19 protein-coding genes and 1 pseudogene are annotated in these 20,792 nt (G+C 68.3%); 14 read left to right on the top strand and 6 right to left on the bottom strand.

Annotated features, from left to right (window positions below; genetic code table 11):
• Positions 1-289 precede the first annotated feature (289 nt).
• The 3 genes and pseudogenes from M878_RS53340 (at position 290) to M878_RS53335 (ending at position 2,807) form a co-directional block, all read left to right on the top strand.
• Positions 290-978, top strand: a pseudogene (locus M878_RS53340) (HAD-IA family hydrolase).
• A gap of 7 nt (positions 979-985) precedes the next feature.
• Positions 986-1,756 carry an IS5/IS1182 family transposase gene (locus M878_RS46835; protein WP_031223900.1) on the top strand — a complete coding sequence of 257 codons (771 nt, stop codon included), beginning with the start codon at positions 986-988 and terminating at the stop codon, positions 1,754-1,756.
• 73 nt (positions 1,757-1,829) lie between these two features.
• On the top strand, positions 1,830-2,807 hold the full coding sequence (locus tag M878_RS53335; protein WP_023544664.1) for an L-threonylcarbamoyladenylate synthase: 978 nt from the start codon (positions 1,830-1,832) through the stop codon (positions 2,805-2,807).
• A gap of 313 nt (positions 2,808-3,120) precedes the next feature.
• Here the strand turns inward: M878_RS53335 and M878_RS53330 are convergent, their stop codons facing one another.
• Both M878_RS53330 and M878_RS53325 read right to left on the bottom strand, forming a co-directional pair.
• The gene (locus M878_RS53330) at positions 3,121-3,762 is read right to left on the bottom strand and encodes a carbonic anhydrase (RefSeq protein WP_023544663.1); all 642 of its coding nucleotides are present in this window, start codon (positions 3,760-3,762) and stop codon (positions 3,121-3,123) included.
• Positions 3,763-4,033: 271 nt separating this feature from the next.
• Complete coding sequence (locus tag M878_RS53325) at positions 4,034-4,384, bottom strand: MarR family transcriptional regulator (RefSeq protein ID WP_078630171.1); 351 nt, start codon at positions 4,382-4,384, stop codon at positions 4,034-4,036.
• A gap of 128 nt (positions 4,385-4,512) precedes the next feature.
• Here M878_RS53325 and M878_RS53320 point away from each other — a divergent pair, with 128 nt between their 5' ends.
• From M878_RS53320 to M878_RS99395, 6 genes are all read left to right on the top strand, one after another.
• Entirely contained in the window at positions 4,513-5,286 is a 774-nt protein-coding gene (locus M878_RS53320) for an ANTAR domain-containing protein (protein ID WP_023544661.1), read from the top strand.
• 134 nt (positions 5,287-5,420) lie between these two features.
• Positions 5,421-5,978: a hypothetical protein gene (locus M878_RS53315; RefSeq protein ID WP_031223891.1), complete on the top strand. Its 558-nt coding sequence runs from the start codon at positions 5,421-5,423 to the stop codon at positions 5,976-5,978.
• Between the two features lie 38 nt (positions 5,979-6,016).
• A complete protein-coding gene (locus tag M878_RS53310) occupies positions 6,017-6,511 on the top strand; it encodes a hypothetical protein (RefSeq protein ID WP_023544659.1) in 495 nt (164 codons plus the stop codon).
• A 98-nt stretch (positions 6,512-6,609) separates the two neighbouring features.
• Positions 6,610-6,765 carry a DUF6131 family protein gene (locus tag M878_RS98210; protein ID WP_023544658.1) on the top strand — a complete coding sequence of 52 codons (156 nt, stop codon included), beginning with the start codon at positions 6,610-6,612 and terminating at the stop codon, positions 6,763-6,765.
• 762 nt (positions 6,766-7,527) lie between these two features.
• Positions 7,528-7,923 carry a transposase gene (locus M878_RS99400; protein WP_023544657.1) on the top strand — a complete coding sequence of 132 codons (396 nt, stop codon included), beginning with the start codon at positions 7,528-7,530 and terminating at the stop codon, positions 7,921-7,923.
• The gene (locus M878_RS99395; RefSeq protein ID WP_245238016.1) at positions 7,884-8,894 is read left to right on the top strand and encodes a transposase; all 1,011 of its coding nucleotides are present in this window, start codon (positions 7,884-7,886) and stop codon (positions 8,892-8,894) included. The genes M878_RS99400 and M878_RS99395 overlap by 40 nt, the downstream gene beginning before the upstream one ends.
• A 34-nt stretch (positions 8,895-8,928) precedes the next feature.
• Here the strand turns inward: M878_RS99395 and M878_RS53300 are convergent, their stop codons facing one another.
• A complete protein-coding gene (locus M878_RS53300) occupies positions 8,929-11,739 on the bottom strand; it encodes an AAA family ATPase (RefSeq protein ID WP_023544655.1) in 2,811 nt (936 codons plus the stop codon).
• Positions 11,740-12,026: 287 nt separating this feature from the next.
• On the bottom strand, positions 12,027-12,707 hold the full coding sequence (locus tag M878_RS53295) for an MFS transporter (RefSeq protein ID WP_023544654.1): 681 nt from the start codon (positions 12,705-12,707) through the stop codon (positions 12,027-12,029).
• Positions 12,708-13,266: 559 nt separating this feature from the next.
• On the opposite strand from M878_RS53295, the gene M878_RS53290 reads away from it, so the two are divergent.
• From M878_RS53290 to M878_RS53270, 5 genes are all read left to right on the top strand, one after another.
• A complete protein-coding gene (locus M878_RS53290; protein WP_023544653.1) occupies positions 13,267-14,064 on the top strand; it encodes a DeoR/GlpR family DNA-binding transcription regulator in 798 nt (265 codons plus the stop codon).
• Between the two features lie 255 nt (positions 14,065-14,319).
• Positions 14,320-15,465 carry a phosphate ABC transporter substrate-binding protein PstS gene (pstS, locus tag M878_RS53285; RefSeq protein WP_031223889.1) on the top strand — a complete coding sequence of 382 codons (1,146 nt, stop codon included), beginning with the start codon at positions 14,320-14,322 and terminating at the stop codon, positions 15,463-15,465.
• A gap of 325 nt (positions 15,466-15,790) precedes the next feature.
• Positions 15,791-16,327, top strand: coding sequence for a hypothetical protein (locus tag M878_RS53280; protein ID WP_031223882.1), 537 nt, complete (start codon positions 15,791-15,793; stop codon positions 16,325-16,327).
• Between the two features lie 140 nt (positions 16,328-16,467).
• Positions 16,468-16,959, top strand: coding sequence for a GNAT family N-acetyltransferase (locus M878_RS53275; RefSeq protein WP_023544650.1), 492 nt, complete (start codon positions 16,468-16,470; stop codon positions 16,957-16,959).
• 198 nt (positions 16,960-17,157) lie between these two features.
• Positions 17,158-19,176 carry a flavin monoamine oxidase family protein gene (locus tag M878_RS53270; RefSeq protein WP_425347926.1) on the top strand — a complete coding sequence of 673 codons (2,019 nt, stop codon included), beginning with the start codon at positions 17,158-17,160 and terminating at the stop codon, positions 19,174-19,176.
• A gap of 284 nt (positions 19,177-19,460) precedes the next feature.
• Here M878_RS53270 and M878_RS53265 read toward each other — a convergent pair whose 3' ends face one another.
• Both M878_RS53265 and M878_RS53260 read right to left on the bottom strand, forming a co-directional pair.
• Positions 19,461-19,949, bottom strand: a complete 489-nt coding sequence (locus M878_RS53265; RefSeq protein ID WP_158692629.1) for a hypothetical protein — start codon at positions 19,947-19,949, stop codon at positions 19,461-19,463.
• Positions 19,946-20,512, bottom strand: a complete 567-nt coding sequence (locus M878_RS53260; RefSeq protein ID WP_023544647.1) for an RNA polymerase sigma factor — start codon at positions 20,510-20,512, stop codon at positions 19,946-19,948. Before M878_RS53260 ends, M878_RS53265 begins: the two co-directional genes overlap by 4 nt.
• Positions 20,513-20,792 lie beyond the last annotated feature (280 nt).

Genomic DNA, 20,792 nt, shown 5'->3' with positions numbered 1-20,792 from the left:
CCACCCGTCTGCGTCCCGGCAGTACGGCAGATCTGCTTCTCTACTGGCAGGTCAGGTCCTGCTATTGGGGGCAATTGCGTCCTGGGTCGGTGGGGGGCCGGGGCAGGATCCCCAGCCGTCTGGGGCGACCGTGGCGCACCAATTCTCCTCCAATGCCGACGAGCGCGGCGACCGACGACAACGCCGCAGATGGGCGTGCCGACCCTCGCGTCCGCGACAGGATCCGCCGACAAACCCTAAGACTTGTCCCGCAAACTGCCTGCTCAGGGCTTGATGGCATGATCGAGGCGTGATCAGTGAACCCGGCCGCCCTGCCGCGATGAGGTATGTCCTGTTCGACGTCGATGGCACACGTTGATCGATGCCTTGGATAATCAGCGCCTGGTCTGGCGAACGTGGGCAGAGTGATACGGACTGGACCCCGACGAAGTCCACCGGGTGGCGCTCCGGACGAGGCCGTTGGAGACCTTCGCGCAGGTCGCTCCGGACCAGGATCCCCGAGAGTGCCTGGCCGCGCTGCACGAGCTTGAGGACGAGGACGTTCGCTCCGGCACCTATGCGGCCTTCGACGGAGCCGCGGAGTTGCTGAACGCTCTGCGGCCCGGGACCTGGGCAGTGGTGACCTCGAACTACGAGCACCGGGTACGTGGACGCTTCGCGCGGACGGGTTTGCCGGTGCCGGAGGTCCTCGTGGATGCGGCTGCCGTGGAGGAGGGCAAGCCGTCGCCGGTGCCGTATCTGCAGGCCGCCGCGCGACTTGGTGCCAAACCCGAGCAGTGCCTGGTCATCGAGGACGCCCCCTCTGGGGTGCAGTCCGGCCTATACGCCGGGATGACTGTGTGGGGCGTCAACACCCCTGCGGCTGTGAAGGGGGTTCACCAACACTTCGGCAGCCTGCGCGAAGCGGCCCGCGACATCCTCGCCTTCGTGTCCGGCCTCCACCCTCACCGACTGGAGGGATCAGCCACAGTGGAATGATCTTGTTGTGGCTAGTGTGATCTCGGCGTCTGAGCCGTCCTGGATAGCCCCGTTCACCGGGTTGAGCCCACACCAGTTCACGAAACTGGTGACGGCGCTGCGTCGCGCGGGGGTTGATGCCACCCGCCGGTGCAGGCCGTGGAGCCTGCCGCTGGCAGACAGGACACTGCTGGTCACGACTTACTGGCGCACGAACTTGACGATGCGCCAGCTCGCCCCGCTGTTCGGCGTCTCCAAGTCCGCCGCGGCCCGCATCATCGACCACCTCGGCCCGCTCCTGGCGCTGCAGCCCCGGCGCCGCTTCGCGAGAGACGCCGTACTCATTGTGGACGGCACTTTGGTACCCACCCGCGACCACCTGGTGGCCGAGCAGTCGAAGAACTACCGGTACTCGACCAACCACCAGGTGGTCATCGACGCCGACACTCGCCTGGTCGTGGTGGTCGGCCGGCCCCTGCCGGGCAACCGCAACGACTGCAAGGCGTGGGCGGAATCCGGTGCCAAGGACGCCGTCGGCAACACGATGACGATCGCCGACGGCGGCTATCCGGGCACCGGATTGGTCATTCCGCACCGCCGAGCGAGGGGCCAGGCCGAACTTCCGGCCTGGAAGCAGGAACACAACCGCTCCCACAAGCACGTACGAGCTCGTGTCGAGCACACCTTCGCACGAATGAAGAGCTGGAAGATCCTGCGGGACTGCCGCCTCAAAGGCGACGGCGTCCACCACGCCATGTGCGGCATCGCCCGTCTGCACAACCTCGCGATCACAGGCTGAGCAGCTCGCCGTTGCGGCGGACGCCCACCACTTCGCCTGACCGAAGATCCGGGACAAGCTTAGGATTGTGAGGGTGACGGCAAGTACCAGTGACATCGAGAAGGCGGCCGGTGCGCTGCGCGCCGGCGGTCTGGTGGCCCTCCCGACCGAGACCGTCTACGGTCTGGGCGCCAACGCCGAGGACCCCACCGCCGTCGCGCGCATCTTCCAGGTCAAGGGACGTCCGCCCTCCCACCCGCTGATCGTCCACATCGGCGGCGCGGAGCATCTGGACGACTGGGTCCGGGACGTGCCCGCGACGGCGCGCCTGCTGGCCGAGCATTTCTGGCCGGGGCCACTCACGCTGGTTCTGCGGCGCGGCCCCCGGGTGCCTCTCGAGGCGACCGGTGGTCTGGAGACGGTGGCCGTGCGCGTGCCCGACCACCCCGTCGCACTCGCGCTGCTGTCGGCTTTCGGCGGCGGTGTCACGGCCCCGTCCGCCAACCGCTTCGGCATGGTCAGCCCCACGACGGCGCACCATGTCCGTGCGGAGCTCGGCGATGCCGTCGACTTCGTGCTGGACGGCGGCCCCTGCGAGGTCGGCGTCGAGTCGACCATCGTCGACGCCACCGGCGATACCCCGAGCATCCTTCGGCCAGGCGGGGTGACGCGCGAGGACCTCGAAGCGGTGCTGGGGTGCCCGCTCGCGGTTCCCTCGACGAGCCGTGTCCGGGTGCCGGGCCAGCATCCGTCGCACTACGCGCCGCGTGCGCGGGTGGTCCTCGTCGAGCCGGAGAAGGTCGTCGCCGAAGCAGAGCTCGCGCAGGAGCTGGGGCACCAGGTGGGCGTCCTTCTGCCTGCCGCCTTCGCCGACGCTGCGGTGAAGGCGCATGCCGTGGTGGCGGTTCCCGATTCGGTGGCCGCCTATGCGCGCGGGCTGTACGGGTTCCTGCGCGAGCTCGACCTGCGGGGATGCGACCTCATCGTCGTGTCCTTGCCGGTGGAGGAGGGGCTGGGACTGGCGATCGCCAACCGGCTCCGCCGCGCCGCAGGGCCCCGGCCCACCGTGTAGCCGACGCCGTGGCCTTACTGCTCCCGGACGTGGGGCCGGGCGCATTCGTGACGGATTCGGCTGAGCGCCCACCGGTCTGGCAGGCCGGGCACAGCTCGTGCCGCCAGTCGTCGGCGACGACCGTTCCCCATCCCCGGCACACCTCGCAGCCCGGGTCGGCGCGGGGGACGGTGCTGGGCGCGCGGTCGGCTCCGTGAGCCATCGGAGGCCCTTCCATGGATGTTCACGCGGTGAACCCAATGGGTTCCTCATCCCCGTATGCGGGTGTCGTCCGACTGCGGCACATCACACTGAGCAGCCACGGGCGCGGCGGTCAGGACGCGGCGGGGACCGCCGCATCGAGGCCGCGAGAGGCGACGAGCTGTGCGCTGCCGTCGGCCAGGCGGTAGCACAGGCCCACCACGGCGGCCTGGCCGGCGGCGACCTTCTCGGCGAGTACCCGGGATCGGTCCAGCAGCAGGTCGACGGTGTGCCGTATGTGCTCGGCGAGGATCTCCTCGGGCTCAACCTGTCCGGCGGCCCTCGCTGCCAGCACGCTGGGGGTCACGCGCTCGACGACGTCCCGGATGTATCCGCCCGGTGTCATGCCGTTCTCCAGGGCGGCGCACGCTGCGCCTACCGCGCCGCACGAGTCGTGGCCGAGAACCACGACCAGCGGGCAGCCCAGCACGTCCACGCCGTACTCGATACTGCCCAGCACCTCCGGGCCTGTGACGTGGCCTGCGGTGCGCACCACGAACAGGTCGCCCAGGCCGCGGTCGAAGATGATCTCGGCGGCCAGTCGGGAGTCAGAGCACCCGAACAACACCGCGAAGGGCTGCTGGGATGGTGCGATCTCGGCACGGCGGGCCGCGTCCTGGTTGGGGTGCTCGGGGGCGCCGGCGACGAAGCGCTGGTTACCGGCCAGCAGCAGCTCGAAGGCGTCGCGGGGCGTCGGTGTGTGGATCTCGGTCATGTCCGCAGCCTATGAGCAGGCACCAGCCGTCGCGCGGCCTGCCAACACAGGGCTGTGAATGCCTCCATGCCCGTCGCGTCGGGGATGAGGCCAGCGGGCCAGGGAGCTGGCAGCGGCTGCGTGGTCACGGCCTAGGGGGGTGTCCGATGGGTGGGCCCTCGTGCCGTCGCCTACAGGTTCCATCACGGTCTCCTCGTCGTCGGACAACCAACCGGCGGCTCATTCCCTGACCGGCGGGCGGAACTTGTAGGTCGCGGCAGACCGCATCCCCTCACGAACCGGGCCGGGCATGGTCGCTGGCGCCGCGGCGTTCGTCCTCGTCCCTGGCCAGCATCGACAGCAGGCAGGCTACGGTCACGCCCTCCTCGGCCGGGTGGCGCAGCACCTTGTCCGGGTCGATGCTGTACTGATTGGCGCGGCCGTGGCGGGTGTGGGAGAGGTATCCGTCCTGCTCCAGGTCCGCGATGATCTTCTGGACGGCCCGTTCCGTGAGCCGGCATCGCGCCGCGATGTCACGGACCCGCGCGTGGTGGTTGTCGGCGATGCTGGCCAGCACGCGCGCGTGATTGGTCAGAAACGTCCACCCCGTGTGCGGCTCGGGCACTCCATGGACTTCTGTCACGACTCCATGTTACGACCACACGTTCACGCACCCAAAAACACGAAGATAAATTCGTGTAGGGGTTGACGTGTCACGTAGAGGCGGCTGAGCCTGGAGAAGAAAAACCCGGAGGACCGGAGGAGGCGAGCATGACGACGCTACCGTCCCCGGACACACCGCTCGCCAGCGACGAAGCCGACCGCACACCACCGTCCACCGGCGCGCTGCCGGTGCAGGCAGGGCCGGCCGGGATCCGCGTGACCGTCACCGTGAGCGGAGAGTTCTGCCTCGACAACTGCCAGAGCCTCCGGCACGCCCTGCGCGATGCAATCATGCGGTCGGCAGAGGGTGTGGACCTGGACCTCAGCGAACTTCACTTCGCGGACTGCTCTGCACTCAACGTGCTGCTGGCCGCCCGCCGCGACGCAGTCGCGGCGGGGAAGACGGTCACCGTCACCACGGCCAGCCCCGCCGTCGAACGACTGCTGACCTATACCGACACCCACAGCCTCTTCTCCCCCGCCCACGAGCATGCTGACCCGCCCGACCGAAAGCCCGGGCCGCCGCGCGAAGAAACCGACGACGACCTCCTGCGGACCGAAGTCGTCCAGCTGAGGCGCGCGCTGCGCACCCACCCGGACATCGACCTGGCACGCGGCATCCTCATGGCCTCTTTCGGTCTGAACCCCGACGAGGCGTGGCAGGTACTGGTCACAGCGTCCCAGAACACCAACACGAAACTGCACCGCCTCGCCGAGGACGTCGTCACCACCGTCCAAGGCGCGCCCCTGCCCGGCCCGGTCCGGCAGCAACTCACTGCAGCCGTCGCCAGAACACGCAACACCGGCGGCGGACCGGCATTCGCTGTCAGGGAGCCGGCGGGATCTGAGCTGCTGGGGTCGGTCTTGAGAGTCCGATGCTGAAGCCGGGCTTGCGTTCCGGATCTCATGCGCCGGCGCCTGCCGCAGGGAGGAGGCCCAAAGCCCGACTGTGGAGCACCAATTAACACAAATTGGGAACACGGCGGATATCGCCCATCCATGAGGAGGTCGGTCAGATGTCTACCGGCATGCTTTTGGCGATCGTCATTCCCGTCGCAGTGGCCGTCGTGCTGATTGCTGCGGCCCTGGCTCTTTTCCTGCGGCACCGGGCTCTGCGTCAGCGCTTCGGCCCCGAGTACGAACGGACCGTCGACGGCGCCGACAGCAGGCTCGCCGCCGAGCGGGAGCTCAGCGCACGCGAGAAACGGCACGACAAACTCGACATCAAGCCTCTGCCCGATCGTCTCCGCGAGCGCTACTCACGGGACTGGGACCACGTGCAGCACGAGTTCGTGGACCGGCCCGAGGACGCCGTACACGACGCGGACCATCTGGTGACCTCCCTGATGCAGGACCGCGGCTACCCCACCGAAAGCTACGGCCAGCAGCTCAAGGATCTCTCCGTCGAGCACGGCCGCACCCTCGAGCACTACCGAGCCGCTCACGAGATCGACAAACTCAGTGCGAGTCACAAGGCCACCACCGAGCAACTGCGCGGCGCCATGGTGCACTACCGGGCGCTGTTCGACGAACTTCTCTCCGACGGCGGCCAGACCCGCCACGCTCCGGCCTGACCTTCGGGCAGCCGGGACCGAACGGACACGGAGGAGACATGCAACGCGACGACACACCGCACACTCGTGACAGCGGGCTGTCCACGGAGGACCTCGCCCAGCCCCGCAAGGCCGACGCAGCGTCGAACACCACTCCACCGCCCCCGGTCTACCCGAGCGAGGGCGACGACAGAACGGATGCGGCCCACGACCTCGCGTCCCGCGACGGGGCCACCCCCGCGGCGGACGAGGCGGCGGGCGCACGGACCACAGACGCCGACGAGATGCCGCAACTGCTGACATCGCAGGACGAGGAAGGCTTCCGTAAGGAGTGGGAGAACATCCAGGGTGCCTTCGTTGACGATCCTCGCCAGGCGGTACAGGCCGCGGACAACCTGGTCGCCAAGGTCATGCAGACGCTCGCCACGATGTTCGACGAGCACAAGAAGAACCTCGAAGAGCAGTGGCGCCGAGGCGAGCAGGTCGACACCGAAGCTCTGCGCAGGGCCCTGCGCCACTATCGCTCGTTCTTCAACCGCCTGCTCACCACCTGACAAACACACCCGTGAGGCGAGGCGCAACGGGTCCAGGAAGTGAACGGCATCCCGCCTCACAGCGGCCGGCACACCGGCCGGAGAGAAAGAAGAACGCCGTGATCGCACTTGGCATCATCCTGCTCGTCGTCGGATTCGTCCTGAACATCGGCATCCTGTGGACGATCGGGATCATCCTGCTCCTCATCGGAGTCGTCCTGTTCCTCCTCGGTTCCTTCGGCCACGCGGTCGGCGGCCGACGCCACTACTGGTAGAGCACGCCTGTACAACTTCCCTTCCAGCGACACAGGCCTGCCCCCGATACACTGATGCGGTTCGTCAGGACTTCGCATCCTGGGACTGTTCTGCACCGGCCTCCCAGCCTGGGTCAGCAGTGTATTGACGACGAGCGTGGCCTTCGGGGGAGCTCGGACAGCCGAACAGCCAGTTTGCCCTCGCTGAGCGAGCCCCGCAGGCCGGTGCGCGCCAGCGTGCGCAGCAGGGCATGACGTGTCCGGACAGAGGGACTTCTACCGCGCCACCCAGGATGACCTCGTCATCACCGAAGATGGCACCGGCCGTACCAGCCACACGATGAAGATCCTCCGCAGCTCCTGCCTGAAAGGCGACGGAGTCCTCCATCCCACGCTTGGCATCGCGCACAGTCTCACTCTCACGGGGCGACCAGACAGCGAGCAGTCTCGAATACAAGTGAGAGATCGTTTACGGGACAGCCCTTAGCCTGACTCTGTCGGGGATCTTGGAGTTTCCCGGTGCGGCAGCAAGATCGACGGGCATGCTCGTGTAGTTCCGCCGACCGATACATCTGTCGAGGTGCTCGTTGTCCCTTCGTCCCCGTTCCGGTGAGCAGGTCCCGTCTCTGACTGCGCAGGTTGCGTGGGCGAGTAACCCGGGCGGCACGACGGCGATATGGGTGCGTGACCGCCTCGATGGGCTGTGGTGCGACGAGGACTTCGCCGACTGGTACCCGCGGGACGGGCGTCCGGGTCTCTCGCCCGCTCAACTGGCCACCGTCTGTGTTGCAGTTCCTGCTCGGTCTGTCCGACCGGCAGGCCGCCGAGGCGGTCCGCTGCCGCATCGACTTCAAATATGCGATGGCCATGGAGCTGGACGACCCCGGTTTCCATCACAGTGTGCTGGCCGACTTCCGTGATCGTCTCGCTGAAGACGGCCGTGCTGACCGGCTCCTCGATCTCGCGCTGGCCCGCCTCAAGGAGGCCGGACTGGTGCGCGAGCGCACCACTCAGCGGACCGACTCCACCCACGTTCTGGCCGCGGTGCGTGACCTGACCCGCCTGGAGCTGATCACCGAGGCGGTTCGCGCCGCACCGTCCGGCTCCTGGAACACCTCTACCGGTACGGAGCGGACCGCATGTCCGGTCCTCGTGTTCAGGCTCTGCGGCAGATCATGATGCAGAACTATCACCGTGATGCTGCTGGGCACCTGCGCTGGCGCACCGCCGAGAAGGAAGGCGGGGCGGGTCTGCCGCCGTCGTCGAGGGCGATCGTCTCGCCCTACGACACCTCGGCCCGCTACGCACGGCACGGACACCTCATCAGCTGGAAGGGGTTCACCGCCCACCTGACCGAGACCTGTGCTCCCGACGGCCCCAACGTGATCACGGATGTCGCCACCACCGCGGCCACCACCCACGACAGCAAGATCCTGCCCGGCATCCACACCCGCCTGGCTCGTCGCGGGCTGCTGCCCGCCGAGCACCTGGTCGACGCCGGCTACACCTCCCTGCCCCACCTGGAACAAGCTGCCCGTGAACACCAGGTCACCGTCTCCGGACCGCTGAAGAGCAACCCCACGCACCAGCATCGCCGCAACGAGGGCTTCGCCCGGGACGACTTCCATATCGACTTCGATCGTCAGCAGGTCACCTGTCCCCAGGGGCAGGTCAGAGTGGGCTGGCACGGCCCCTACCCGACCTCCTCGCCCACCGCGACCCCGCTGATCGTGGCACGGTTCACCAAGAGCCAGTGCCGTCCCTGCCCGGCACGCACGCAGTGCACCAGCACCGCCGACAGCGCCCGCACCGTGGGCTTTCCCCCGCGCGAGCTCCGTGACCTGCAACTCCGCGTCCGCGCCGAACAGCAGACGCCCGAGTGGAAGGCCCGATACGCGGTTCGCTCCGGAGTGGCAGGCACGGTCAACGAGTTCGCCCGCGGACACGGCATGCGGCGCTGCCGCTACCGAGGACAGGGAAAGGTCCACGTCCAGCACGTGTTGACGGCCATCGCCGTCAACATCGAGCGCCTCGGCGGACTGTCACCGGCTGAGGAAGCCCCCACACCCCGTCGGCCGACTGCCTTCCAGAACTACCTCGACCAGCGCGAGATCCCTCGCCCGAAGTCCTGGCGAACCCTGGGTAGTTGACTCCGACGACACCAAGATCCCCGACAGAGTCAAGTTAGGGCTGATCGATGCCGGCGAGTGCTCGCGGGAGGTCTTTTCGCGTGGTGATGCCGAGTTTGCGGAAGGCCCGGGTGAGGTGGAATTCCACGGTGCGGCGGGTGACGAACAGCTCTGTGGCGATCTGCTGGTTGGTCATTCCCTCGGCGGCCAGGGTGGCGATACGGCATTCTCTGCCGGTGAGGGCAGACACGCCTGACTGCCGTTTGCGGCGTGGGCGGGCGCCGGTCGCGAGCAGGGCGCGGTGCGCGCGTTCGGACAGGGGCCGGGCATGTGTGGTTTCGGCCAGGTCCAGAGCCTGTCGGAGCCGGGTGCGGGATGCGTCGATGTCCCCGTGTGCGGAGAGGAGTTCACCCAGGTCGGTGAGAGCGCGGGCCAGGTCGATGCGAGCCGGTGTCGATTCCAGAAGGGTGACCGCCTCGGTCAGTGCGGCGATGGCGGCCGGGCCCGTACTGAGCAGCCCGAGGGCGCGCAGGCTCGTGGCGACGGTCCGGGGGCTGCCCCAGGCGCGGGCCAGCTGCAGCTCCTGCCGGGCCAGGTGGGCCGCGGTGGCCCGATGACCGAGGCGCTGGTGGATCAAGGCGGCTTCGGAGCGCCAGGGGACGAGCGCGGGATTGTCGTAACCGCCTTCGGTCTGGCGGTGGCCGCACTCCTCCAGGTCGGCCAGAGCGGCCTCGGGCTGCCCCTGTTCGAGCCTCAGCCGGGCCCGAGCGGCCAGCAGCGCCGTCCAGCTCCAGTGCTTGCCGACCGGACCTTCGAACGGTGCCCGGCACACGCGGGCGGCTTCCCGGACGTCGCCGAGGTCCAGCAAGGCGTGGACGGCCAAGGCCGTCGCGTACGGCCAGTAGCGTTGGTCGGCGGATGCCGGATCGAGAACTTGTCCGATGTGGGCCAGGGCCCCTTCGGGGTCTCCCAGCCGGTGGGCCAGCTTCGCGCGCACGGACACCAGCAGCGACGGCGATTGCTCGTTCGGTCCGGCAACGGCCACGTGCTGGTACCAGTGTTCGGCCTCGGTCAGCCGGTCGGCGTTCAGCAGTGCGCTGACCGCGAAGGTGCCCGTGAGCACGGGGTCCGCGGGCGGGCCGAACTGGGCCAGGGCACGCTCGGCGAGTTTGGCGGCGGTCTCGGAGCACTGGCCGGTGAGGAAGGTCTTCACCGCGAGCGCCGCGAGCAGGAGGCGCTGACCGGGGGTGTCACCGGGCAGGTCGTCGCCGATACCGCCCCGGCCGATCCAGTCGTCCGCGAGCCGCGGGGTGTCCTCCAGCAGGAGAAGGATGCCCTGCGCCCACAGCCGGTACAGTGACTCACGGTCCGCGTCGGGAATCTCGGCCGCCAGCGTGTCCAGCAGAGCGACCGCCTCCTCACTGCGGCCCGTTCGGGTCAGCGCCTCGGCCAGGTGCGGGACCAGACGCACTCTGTCCACGGGTTCCAGATGCTCCACGGCCGCGCGCAGATGCTCGACGGCCGCGGCCGGGTTCGTCTGCACTTCCGCGATGCCCAACTGAGCCAGGATCTCCAGCCGGTCGGCCTGGCCGGGCGGTTCACTCAGCGCCCTGCAAAGGTACGCGCGGCAGTCGCCCAACTCGTGCCGGTCCAGTGCGTGTTGGGCCGCCGCGCGCAGCACCCGTACGCGCCACGCGTGCCCCTCCGGCTCGGTGGCGAGCAGGAGTTCCGCCACCTCCCTCTCGTCGCCTCCGAGAGCCAGCAGGGCATCGGCCGCTCGGGCCCGCAGTTCGTTGCGCGCTGTCGTACTGGTCCGGAGCTGAAACGCTTCCCGCATCAGAGGGTGCCGAAGCTGCCACGGCGGACCCGGCTCCGCGAGGCCGGCCTGCTCGAGCACGGTGAGTGCACCGGACACGGCGAGGGCGTCGAGCCCGGTGACCTCGCACAGCAGCGGCAGGCTGGTGATGCGTTCGAGAGTGGCCACCGCGGTGGCCACGGGCGCGACCGATGACGAGTGCCGGCGCAGCAGGACCGGCAGGTGGTGAGCGAGCAGCCGCTGTGCCAGCGCGGTCAGCCGCGGCAACTCGGAGCGCACCGGGGAGATCCCACTGCGGGCGACGTTCTCGGCGAGTACCCGCACGAGGTACGGATTGCCGCCCGTGATCAGGCTGCACAGGGTCACCACCTCTGTGTCGAGGTCAGCCCCCAACCCGTCGGTGAGGTACTGCGTGACGGCGGCCGGTGACAGCGGCGCGGGCCGCAGACGCCGGCAGGCCGGGTGAGCGGACAGCTCGGCCACCACGCTGTCCTCGATGTCGCTCCGGTCGGTGCGCACCGCGATGGCGAGCGATATCCGGCTGCCCCTCAACCGGCGGGCCAGGTAGGTCAGCCAGTGGAGCGAGCACGGGTCGGTCTGGTGGGCGTCATCGACCAGCACCAGCAATGGGTGGCGCTCCGCCAACCGCAACGCCAGCAGGTAGAGCCCGTGCAACTGCGCGAAGGGGACGTCCGTTGAGTCGGCACAGGGCCAGCCCTGACCGGCCGCCTGCTCGAAGACCGCCCGGGCGGCTTCGGCGGCACCGGTCGGCAGAGCGGGAAGTCCTAGGGAGCCGGACGCAACCATGGCCGGTTCAAGGAGCTGGCGTACGACACCGAATGCTATGCACCGCTCCAGGTCGCAGCCGTGGGCCTGGAGGACCATGAGCCCTCGATCGTGCCCATCGCGCGCTGCCGCCGCCAGAAGGGCGCTCTTGCCGACCCCGGCCGGGCCCTCGATCAATGCCACCGCACACTCGCCGTCGCATGCCTGCTCGATCAGCGAGCCCAATGCGCCCAGCTCCGCGGAGCGTTCCAGCAGGGTCACCATGAACTCCTCGCACCGTCACCTGTCCTGTCCTGTCACGGAAGTCACCGGCTGCTCGGCCGTCCGTGGTTCGCACGACGTCCACGCGTGGACGTTTCGGGCCGGGGCAGGCCGCCCAGGGAGACGCCGGTACCACCGCGGCCGTGGGGAGCGCTGCGCAGATCTGTCGCGGGTGCTGGTTGGAAGCCGTACGTCGGTCAACTGGCGGTGAGCCGCTCCGGTGCCCACGGCTTCTGCCTCCGGCGCGACCCGGGACGCGGCCGCGGTGGCTGTGAATTCCGCGCTTCCCGTCAGCCGGCGGTGTCCCAGAAGGCGGAGCCTGTCGCGGGAGCTGGGAGCTGGGTGCTGGGTGCTGCCGGTACGGTTCGGGGCGCAGTAGCGCCAGGACCCTTCTGCTCAAGTGCAGTCCGGCGTAGATCCTCAGCACACCCTGGACGCCGAGCGGTTCGATGAACGGTGTGCCGGTCAACGGCCCCAGTGCCACGCTCGCCCGGCCCCAGGCTGCAGACGGACATGACCTGGCCCTTGTGCTCAGGGGTCGGGGCCGTCAGGAGCGGAGGCAACGGTACGTACTTCGCCATGCCCGCGCCGAAGGCCCCGGCCGCGACGGCGGCCACGAGGAAGTTGTGGCCGACCGCCACCGGCAGGCAGTACACGTCCAGGCAGTACAGGTCCAGGCAGTACTCGGCGGCGGAGAGCACACCGCCGAGCCAGCCAGCCGTCCCGCGCTGGCTCCACCGGTCGCCGAGGGCACTGAAGAACACGACGAACGCCGGATTCATGCCCATCATCACCGTCAGCAGACGCGGCCACTCCTCCAGCGCTGACCCGAGCCGGTGAGTGAAGAACACCGGCACAGAGACCCAGATGCCGAACTGCGACGGGGTGGTGACGAGCGGGACGCGCGCGCCCATGGTGACGTTGGGCTTCTCGGCGAGGATCGCGAACCTGCCGGGGAGCGTCCTCTTCACAGCACGCCGTCCGGGCGGCAACAGCCCCCAGAAGGCGGCGCCGGCCAGCCCTCTCCCGGCGCGGCTTCCAGCCGTCCGGGAGAGCACCCGCGAGGAAGGCGCCGACCGCAGCGGCGATGCCGTAGACGGTGAAGACGAGGCCGACGCCGCTCTCGGAGAACCCCGGGCCGACGAGGTACGGCGGCGGGGGATACCCAGCCTCCACCAAGTCTCCGATCAGGAACATGATCAGCCCGAGGTGCCCCCACACCAACCCGAGGTACCCCCATACCAAGGCGCGGGGAAGGCCCGTCCGGTCGGACAGCGAGCGCCGTGGCGAGGGCAGCGAGCCGTACTCCGTGCGCGGGGGCCGGGTCGGAGCGAGGTTCTGGGCCACGGGGATACCTCCGTGCAGGTGCGGCACCTGGGTTCATGCCGCGGCGACGTGCCCTCGATGAAAGCCACCCGGAGCGATTCCTGTCAACGGATTGCCAAAATCTCACAGAAAGTGTGTGATGTTTGGAGGCCTTATAACGTACCGAGTCGAGCGCACCACCGTCGAGTCGAGGGGGATCAGAAGATGAGGCCGAGCCGGGGGACCGAGGCCGACGTCGAGCAGCGCCGGCATAGGCTGCTGCAGCAGGTCATCGCCCAAGGCGCCGTACGGATCGACACTCTGGCCGAGAACCTGCAGGTCAGCACCATGACGGTGCATCGAGACCTGGCCAACCTGGAATCCCGGCAGCTGCTGCACAAGCGCCGCGGCATGGCCGTCGCCCTGCCGAACGTCACGCTCGAGACCGCCACGCGGTTCCGCGAGTACCTCGACATCGAGACGAAGGAAGCGTTCGCCGAACGCCTCATCCGAGAGGTCAAGCCAGGGCAGACGGTCCTCATGGACTGCGGCAGCACGCTCTTCCCGCTCGCCCGCAGGCTGACCCGGATCGAGGGCCTGACCGTGGTCACCAACTCGCTCCGCATCGCGGGTCTCGTCGGCGGCGCCGACGCCGCGCCCGGCACGCGGGTGATCCTGCTGGGCGGCGCCTTCCGTGCCGACTTCGAGGCGTGCGCCGGCACGGACACGCTGCGCCACCTGTCCCGGATCCGGGCCGACGTGATGTTCTCCTCGGCCACCGCCATCCAGGGCGGCCGACTGTCCCACCCGGACCAGGCGTGGGCGGACCTCAAGGAAGCCCTGCAGAGCGCGGCCGAGCGTCGCGTCCTCCCCGTCGACCACAGCAAGTTCGGCCGCACGGCCACCCACTGCTACGGCGACGCCACCGGCTACGACCTGGTCCTCACCGACGACGCCACTCCCGAGGACGAAATCCAGGCGATCGAGGCACTCGGCGTCCCCGTCGAGATCGTCACCACCTGACTGGCAATCAGCTTCATGCACGCTGCCTGATCCCCATGGGGCACGCGATGCCGCGGGACATCCGCCCTGGCATTACTCAGAGCATTCACATTATTGCTTATAGTGATCGAGGGCGTGTGTTGTGGTCGCTGCCCGATTCACGGTCCTGTGGCTTAGCCCGCAGGCATCGAAGCTCATCCGAACCACAGAGATCATGCGGCACCACATCCACGTACTGGGCCGGACTGCAGGTCCATAGATAAGGAGAGCCGAAGAGTGATGCTTCAGCCAAAGGGTGGGACGCGTGGCCTGTCGGTCGGTGCGGCAGTCGTCTCCAGTGCCCTGCTTCTGACGGCTTGTGGCTCGAGCGGTAACTCCCGGCCCGCCAACACGTCGTCCATGACTGCCTCGTCCGCCACCTCCGGTGCGAGTGGTGTCAAATGCGGCAAGCCAGCCACGCTATCGGCTTCCGGATCGACCGCGCAGGAGTTCGCGATGAAGGTCTGGATCAAGAGCTACACGCGGGCATGTCCCGGTACCCGGATCAGCTACGAAGGCAATGGATCCGGCGCCGGCCAGACCGATTTCCTCAAGGGCAGAACCTCCTTCGCGGGTTCCGACTCCGCACTGAGCGCTGCCCAGATCAGCCAGTCCAAGGCCGTCTGCTCCCACGGCGGCCGAGCTGTCCACCTGCCGATGGTCGGCGGCCCGATCGCCATCGGCTTCAATCTGCCAGGAGTCAGCAAACTGGTCCTGGACGCTCCCACCCTGGCCAAGGTCTTCGATTCGCAGATCACGAAATGGAACGACCCAGCGATCACGAAGCTCAACCCCGGCACCAAGCTGCCGTCGACACAGATTCGGGCATCACACCGTTCCGATTCCTCAGGTACGACGGACAACTTCACTTCCTACCTGAGCGCCGCCGCACCAAGCGCCTGGCCGTACGGGCACAGCAAGCAGTGGACGGCCAAGGGCGGCCAGTCCGCCAAGGGCTCCTCGGGCGTCGTCGAACAGGTGAAAGGGACCGTGGGCGCGATCGGCTACGTCGAGCTGACGTACGCACTCGCTCGCAACGTGTCCACGGCTTCGATCGCCACCGGAGCCTCCTCTCCGGTCGACGCCAGTGTCCTCACGGCCTCCAAGGCGATCGCCGCATCCACGGCTGCGGGTTCCGGTGGCGACCTCGTGCTGAAGCTCGACTACGCGACCAAGGCCCCGGGCGCCTACCCGATCGACATGGTCACCTACGAGATCGTCTGCGACAAGGGCAACAAGCCGGCGACGTGGTCCGCCACCAAGGCGTTCCTGACGTACATCGCCGGCACGGGAGGCCAGCAGGACTTGAGTTTCGAGGGATACGCGACGCTCCCGGCGACGATCGTGAACAAGGTTCGCAGCAGGATTGACACCTTGTCCTGAAGAGCGTTGCGCAAGGTCACATTCGGACAAACTCACCAAGATCGACCATTACGGCCTCCCAAGGAACTCCCCGGCTGCCCCGCGCTGTCAGCCGCGCCCTATTGCACGCGGGCCTCCCATCACTCCGGTCGAACCACGATGAGCGCAAATGACCGTCGACCAGATCGGCCTCCCGATCCGCTTCGTCTCTGCCGGCCGGCGCAGCCGGCTCGCCCATTCCCAACAGGAGGCCCCTTCGCCGGGATTCGGCAGATTCCTGTCTCATCGACCGTCTACTGTACGGATACACCGCGCTGCGCACCGTGGTCACCCGAGGAGGAACCCTGTGTCATCGCCCTGCGACCCCCAGCACGCTCCCGCCGGCGATGTAAGCGCGGCGCTCATGATGATCGACTCCCGGCTCCGAGGCATCTACGACGGCAAGACGGAGGCCGACCCCGAACAACGGGCGCTGATCGACCAGTTCGCCGCGTCACTGGGCCCCAAGGGAGCCAATGACGTGCTGGACGGCGCGTGCACGCTCATCTTCATGTTCATGAAGTGGCTGCGGATGGCCTACGAGGACCACGACAAGGACGTCATCGAGTACGTGGTGCCCAACCTCGTGGCCACGATGCGCATGATGCCCAAGAGTGTCCGCCCCGAGGCCATTCCCACCATGGCCGGCCTGGTCGTCGCCGCGGGCACCGGCCTGAGCCCCAGCCTATGGCGTAAACAGTACGGATACTGGACTCAGAGCGAGATGACTCCCCTGGAAGTCACCGCCTTCCTGCTCGCGGAGCACATCAACCGCCTCACCGACGACCCCGACTTCGCCACCCGCATGATCACCGACGCTCTGTCGAGCGCAGAAGAGGACTGAAGTGCCGCTCGTTACGGCTGTTCGTGCGCAAGCAACCAGGAACCCCTTACTAACGGCGGTCCGAGCCGCTCGCCGGGGCAGCCCCGACGCTACGTGCCCGTATCGAGGCCGTCGGCCTGCCGGTGGAAGAACGCCCGCTGATGGCCCTCGACCCGCACCATCAAGTGCCTCCGCAGCTCCTGCCGGACGGCGTCACGCTCCGCGTGCTGACGGCCGACGACCCGGCTCTGCCCAAAGTACTCACTCTCCCTCGCCTGGCCTTCGCCGAGCCGGGCACCGCTGTGGGCCTCGCGGGCCTCGCGGAACTGTCGGCGGCGGCTGAGGAACTGGCCGCGGACGGCACGGTCGAGGCGATCCGGCACACCATCCGCGCCAGGCACAAAACACTCATCGCTGCCCTTGCCCCGGACGGCACCACCGAGATCGGCGGCGTCGCCACCCTCCCCACCGCTCGCCGCCAGGGCCTGGCCGCGGCCGTCACCGCGGCCCTGACCGTCCATGCCCGCAACCACGGGGTGAGGACCGTCTTCCTCGCCTATGCCGAGGACACAGTCGCCCGCATCTATGCCCTTCTGGGCTTCCGGCCCGCGAACATCACCCTTCTGATCGTCAACCAACCCGCACGGTCGTAAGGTCTGCACGCAGTGGTGATGTTGAGGTTCAGGGTGCTGAGCTGAGAGCCGTGAGAGTCAACACCCGCCTCCCGTAGGCCCGTTGACCGGCTGGCGCTTCTTGTAGCCGTGGGAGTGGTTTACCGTCCCCGTCCGTGTGAAGGCGCTGGCTTGGTGTCGCTCGTATGCCAAGTGTGATGAGCCATGCGTTCACACAACATGAGCAATCCCGACATGACTCCGGCGACCACGCGGAACACAGACGTGTCAGGCGAGGAGCAGCCTGCGTCGAGTGCTTCGCCGGCCTCACAGCCCTCGCGGCGCGCTGTGGTCACGGCGACAGGTGCCTCGGCGCTCGCTGCCGGACTCACCGCCGCCTCCGTCGCGCCCGCGACCGCGCTGAGCCCCGCCACCGCGCCCTCGACGGTGCCGGCAGAGGCGCCGCCCGGCACCGATCCCCGGGCGTACACCACGGTCGCGCGCGCCATCACCGTCTACGACGAGCACGACCAACCCCTCGTCCCGGCCTACCTGAAGGCCATCGAGAACGGCCTGCCCGCCAGCCGGGCGAAGGCGACGAAGCGGGTCCTGATCGTCGGGGCCGGGCCGGCCGGGCTGCTCGCCGCCGACCTGCTCAACCGGGCGGGCCACGATGTCACCGTGATCGAAGCCAACGGCAATCGGGTCGGGGGCCGTATCAAGACGTTCCGCAAGGGCGGCCACGAGAACGGGGAGCAGCCCTTCGCCGACCCCAAGCAGTACGCGGAAGCCGGGGCCATGCGGCTGCCCGACAGCCACCCCCTCCTCATGGCACTGCTGAAGAAGCACGGCCTCCCGCTCCAGGAGTTCTACCTCGTGGACGTGGAGGTCAAGAACCCGACGAAGAAGGCCAACCGCACCTGGATCCACGTCAATGGCGTCCATATGCGCCGGGCCGACTACGAGAAGAACCCCGCAAAGATCAACGACACCTTCGGTGTCACGGGCCCCAACCGCACCAAGACCGCCTCCGCAATCCTCGCAGACGCCCTCGAACCCGCACACCAGCTCATCCGGGGCAAGGAAGGCACAGCCCTCGTCAACGGCTGGGTCGAGGTCCTCAAGAGGTACGGCCACTGGTCCATGTACCGGTACCTCACCGAAGTCGCCAAGCTCGACATCAGGACCATCGACCTCATCGGTACCGTCCAGAACCTGACCTCTCGGCTGCATCTCTCCTTCCTGCACAGCTTCCTGTCCAGCGCCCTGATCGACCCCAAGACCAAGTTCTGGGAGATCAAGGGCGGGACCGCACTGCTCGCCGACGCGCTGTACGCGCCCGTGAAGGGCAAGGTGAGGCTCGACAGGCGTGCCGTACGCATCGAACACCACGATGGCAAAGTGAAGGTGCACACCGTTTCCGAGGACTGCCAGACCGGCAACGGGGGTGTCACAGAGGTCTTCGAGGGCGACGAGGCGATCATCACCGTGCCCTTCTCCGGACTGCGCCACGTGGCCTTCGACCCGCCGCTCACCTACGGCAAGCGCCGGGCCATCACGGAACTGCACTACGACGCCGCGACCAAGGTGCTGCTGGAATTCTCCCGCCGCTGGTGGGAGTTCACCGAGGAGCAGTGGAAGGAGGCGCTGAACTCCATCGAGCACAAGCTCTACGACAAGTACAAGGCGGGCCGGGTCGAGGATGGCACGTACCTCGGTGCTCACAAGTCCGTGAAGGACCTCGGGGTGACGATCCCCGACAAACTCAAGAAGTGCTTCACCGCCTTCCGCCCCGTCATGAGCGGTGAGCCCGAAGCCGCTCATACCCGCGGCGGCGGCTCCGTGAGCGACAACGCCAACCGCTTCGTCTACTTCGAGCACTCAGGAGGTACGGAAATCGGCGACGGAGGCATCACGCTCGCCTCCTACAGCTGGTCCGACGACGCTCTCAAGTGGGACGCCTACACCGACGACGAGCGATATCTGCGCGCGCTCGCCGGAGTACAGGCCATCTACGGCCGCCGCTGCGAGGTCTTCTTCACCACCAAGTGCAAGACCCAGTCGTGGATGCGCGACCACTACGCCTACGGGGAGGCATCCGTGCTGTTCCCCGGCCAGCACACAGAACTGTTCCCCGACATCCCCGCCTCCGAAGGGTCGCTGCATTTCGCGGGAGACCACACATCCATCAAGCCCGCCTGGATCGAAGGCGCCCTCGAATCCGCCGTCCGGACGGCACTGAAGGTCCACACGGGTTGACCACTGCTCCCGGCGGCGACCGCCGCCGCCCGGCACCGATTCACACGTGAAACCACACGTGAATCCACACGTGGCGGGCGTGAAACGCGCCCGCCACGATCGCCGGAGGCGAAGTGCCGAGGGTGACTCCCGAAGCCGTGTCGAAACGACCTTGACGAAGAGTGGTACCAGAGTGCCGTCAGCCGCTTGGTGGTTGGGGTGTCGCGTCGGCACAGGGCCATGCGGGTACGGTCCCGCGATCTGAGCAGAGGTCCGTGATCCGGGCGTTGCTGCCCGGCGCCGGCTCAGGCCGGCTTCCGGCCGCGGCGGAGCTCGGCACGCCGGACGGCGCGCTCCACCATCAGCAGGCCCCGGGAGCGCCCGACAGGGCGCAGCGCCCGCTGGACGGGTGCGGACCAGGGCTGGCGCATCCCACCGAGCACCGCGAACCGGGTTCCACGCCCCTCGGGTACGGCTGCCATGCCACCGACCACATAGCGGCTCTGCATCAGACACCATCCCGTCTGCAGCAGCACGTCGAACCGGGCGGTGTGGCCGAGCGGACCGTACGCCCAGGCCAGCCGGCGGTCACCCGAGGCCGGACGGCAGCGGAAGGCACGCAGGGTCGGTACCAGGTGGGGCAGTTCGCCCTCCAGGTCGCTCGCCACGGCCCAGATGTCCCGCATCGGCAGGTCCACATGCGCTTCCGCATACATGACCGCGTTCAGCCCCGCAGCCATGACACGCAGCCGGCGCACCGGGTCGAGCTCGGCCACAGTCCCGTTCAGGTTCATCGCGCCCACGCCTTTCGGAAACTGTGACGGGCACGGTGCAGCCGGGACTTCAGCGTGCCGCGGGAGATGTCGAGTATGTCGCTCGCCGTCCGCTCGTCCATGCCCTCCAGCTCGCGCAGGACCAGGACCGCTCGGTGCTCGGTGGACATGCGCCGCAGGACGTCCCGTATGTCCACGGCCAGTTCTGGACTGTCCGGCCAGGCGATGTCGTCGAACTCGCTCACCGGGGTCTCCCGCTCCGTCCGGCGGGCCACCCGCACCGCCTCGCGCACCGTGATGGTGCGCACCCACGCGTACAGGGCGCGCGGATCCTTGAGCCGGGGCAGGCCCTGGAAGACGGCGATCAGCGCTTCCTGGACGGCGTCGGCGTTGTGGCCCAGGGCGATCGGTCGGCACAGCCTGCTCACATACGGGGTGAGCAGGCTCAGGAGGTCGTTGAGCGCCATGACGTCACCGGACTGCGCGGCCAGGACGAGCGGGGCCGCTGTGGCCCACGGATCCTCCGGTGCGCTCTGCGGGGACGGCGGGCCCTGTTCGTGGGTGCCCGCTCGCGCGGTTGTCATCTGTCGTTCTCCTCTCCTGGTCGTCGATGCTCCAGCGGCACCAGGGCGGTGTCGGTTCGGGAGCTACGGTGGGAAGGAGGTGCGGGAGAGCCCTGGTACTCCCGGCTTTTTGCGCTCTGGCCGGAACTCATGCCGGGATCGGGGGGGGCATGTGCCGGCGGCCGCCTCTGCCTGGAGCTCAACTTCGCAGCTGCGTAGGATTCCGTGGCCTTTTTCGGCGGGTGCCCGCGCTGCCGCGTTCCGTGCTGCAGATTTCGTTCCCCGCCGGGCGGCTGCCGTT

Source organism: Streptomyces roseochromogenus subsp. oscitans DS 12.976, assembly GCF_000497445.1.
Taxonomy (GTDB): domain Bacteria; phylum Actinomycetota; class Actinomycetes; order Streptomycetales; family Streptomycetaceae; genus Streptomyces; species Streptomyces oscitans.
The sequence above is the reverse complement of the archived record's forward strand: the minus strand, read 5'-3'. Positions and strand labels throughout refer to the sequence as shown.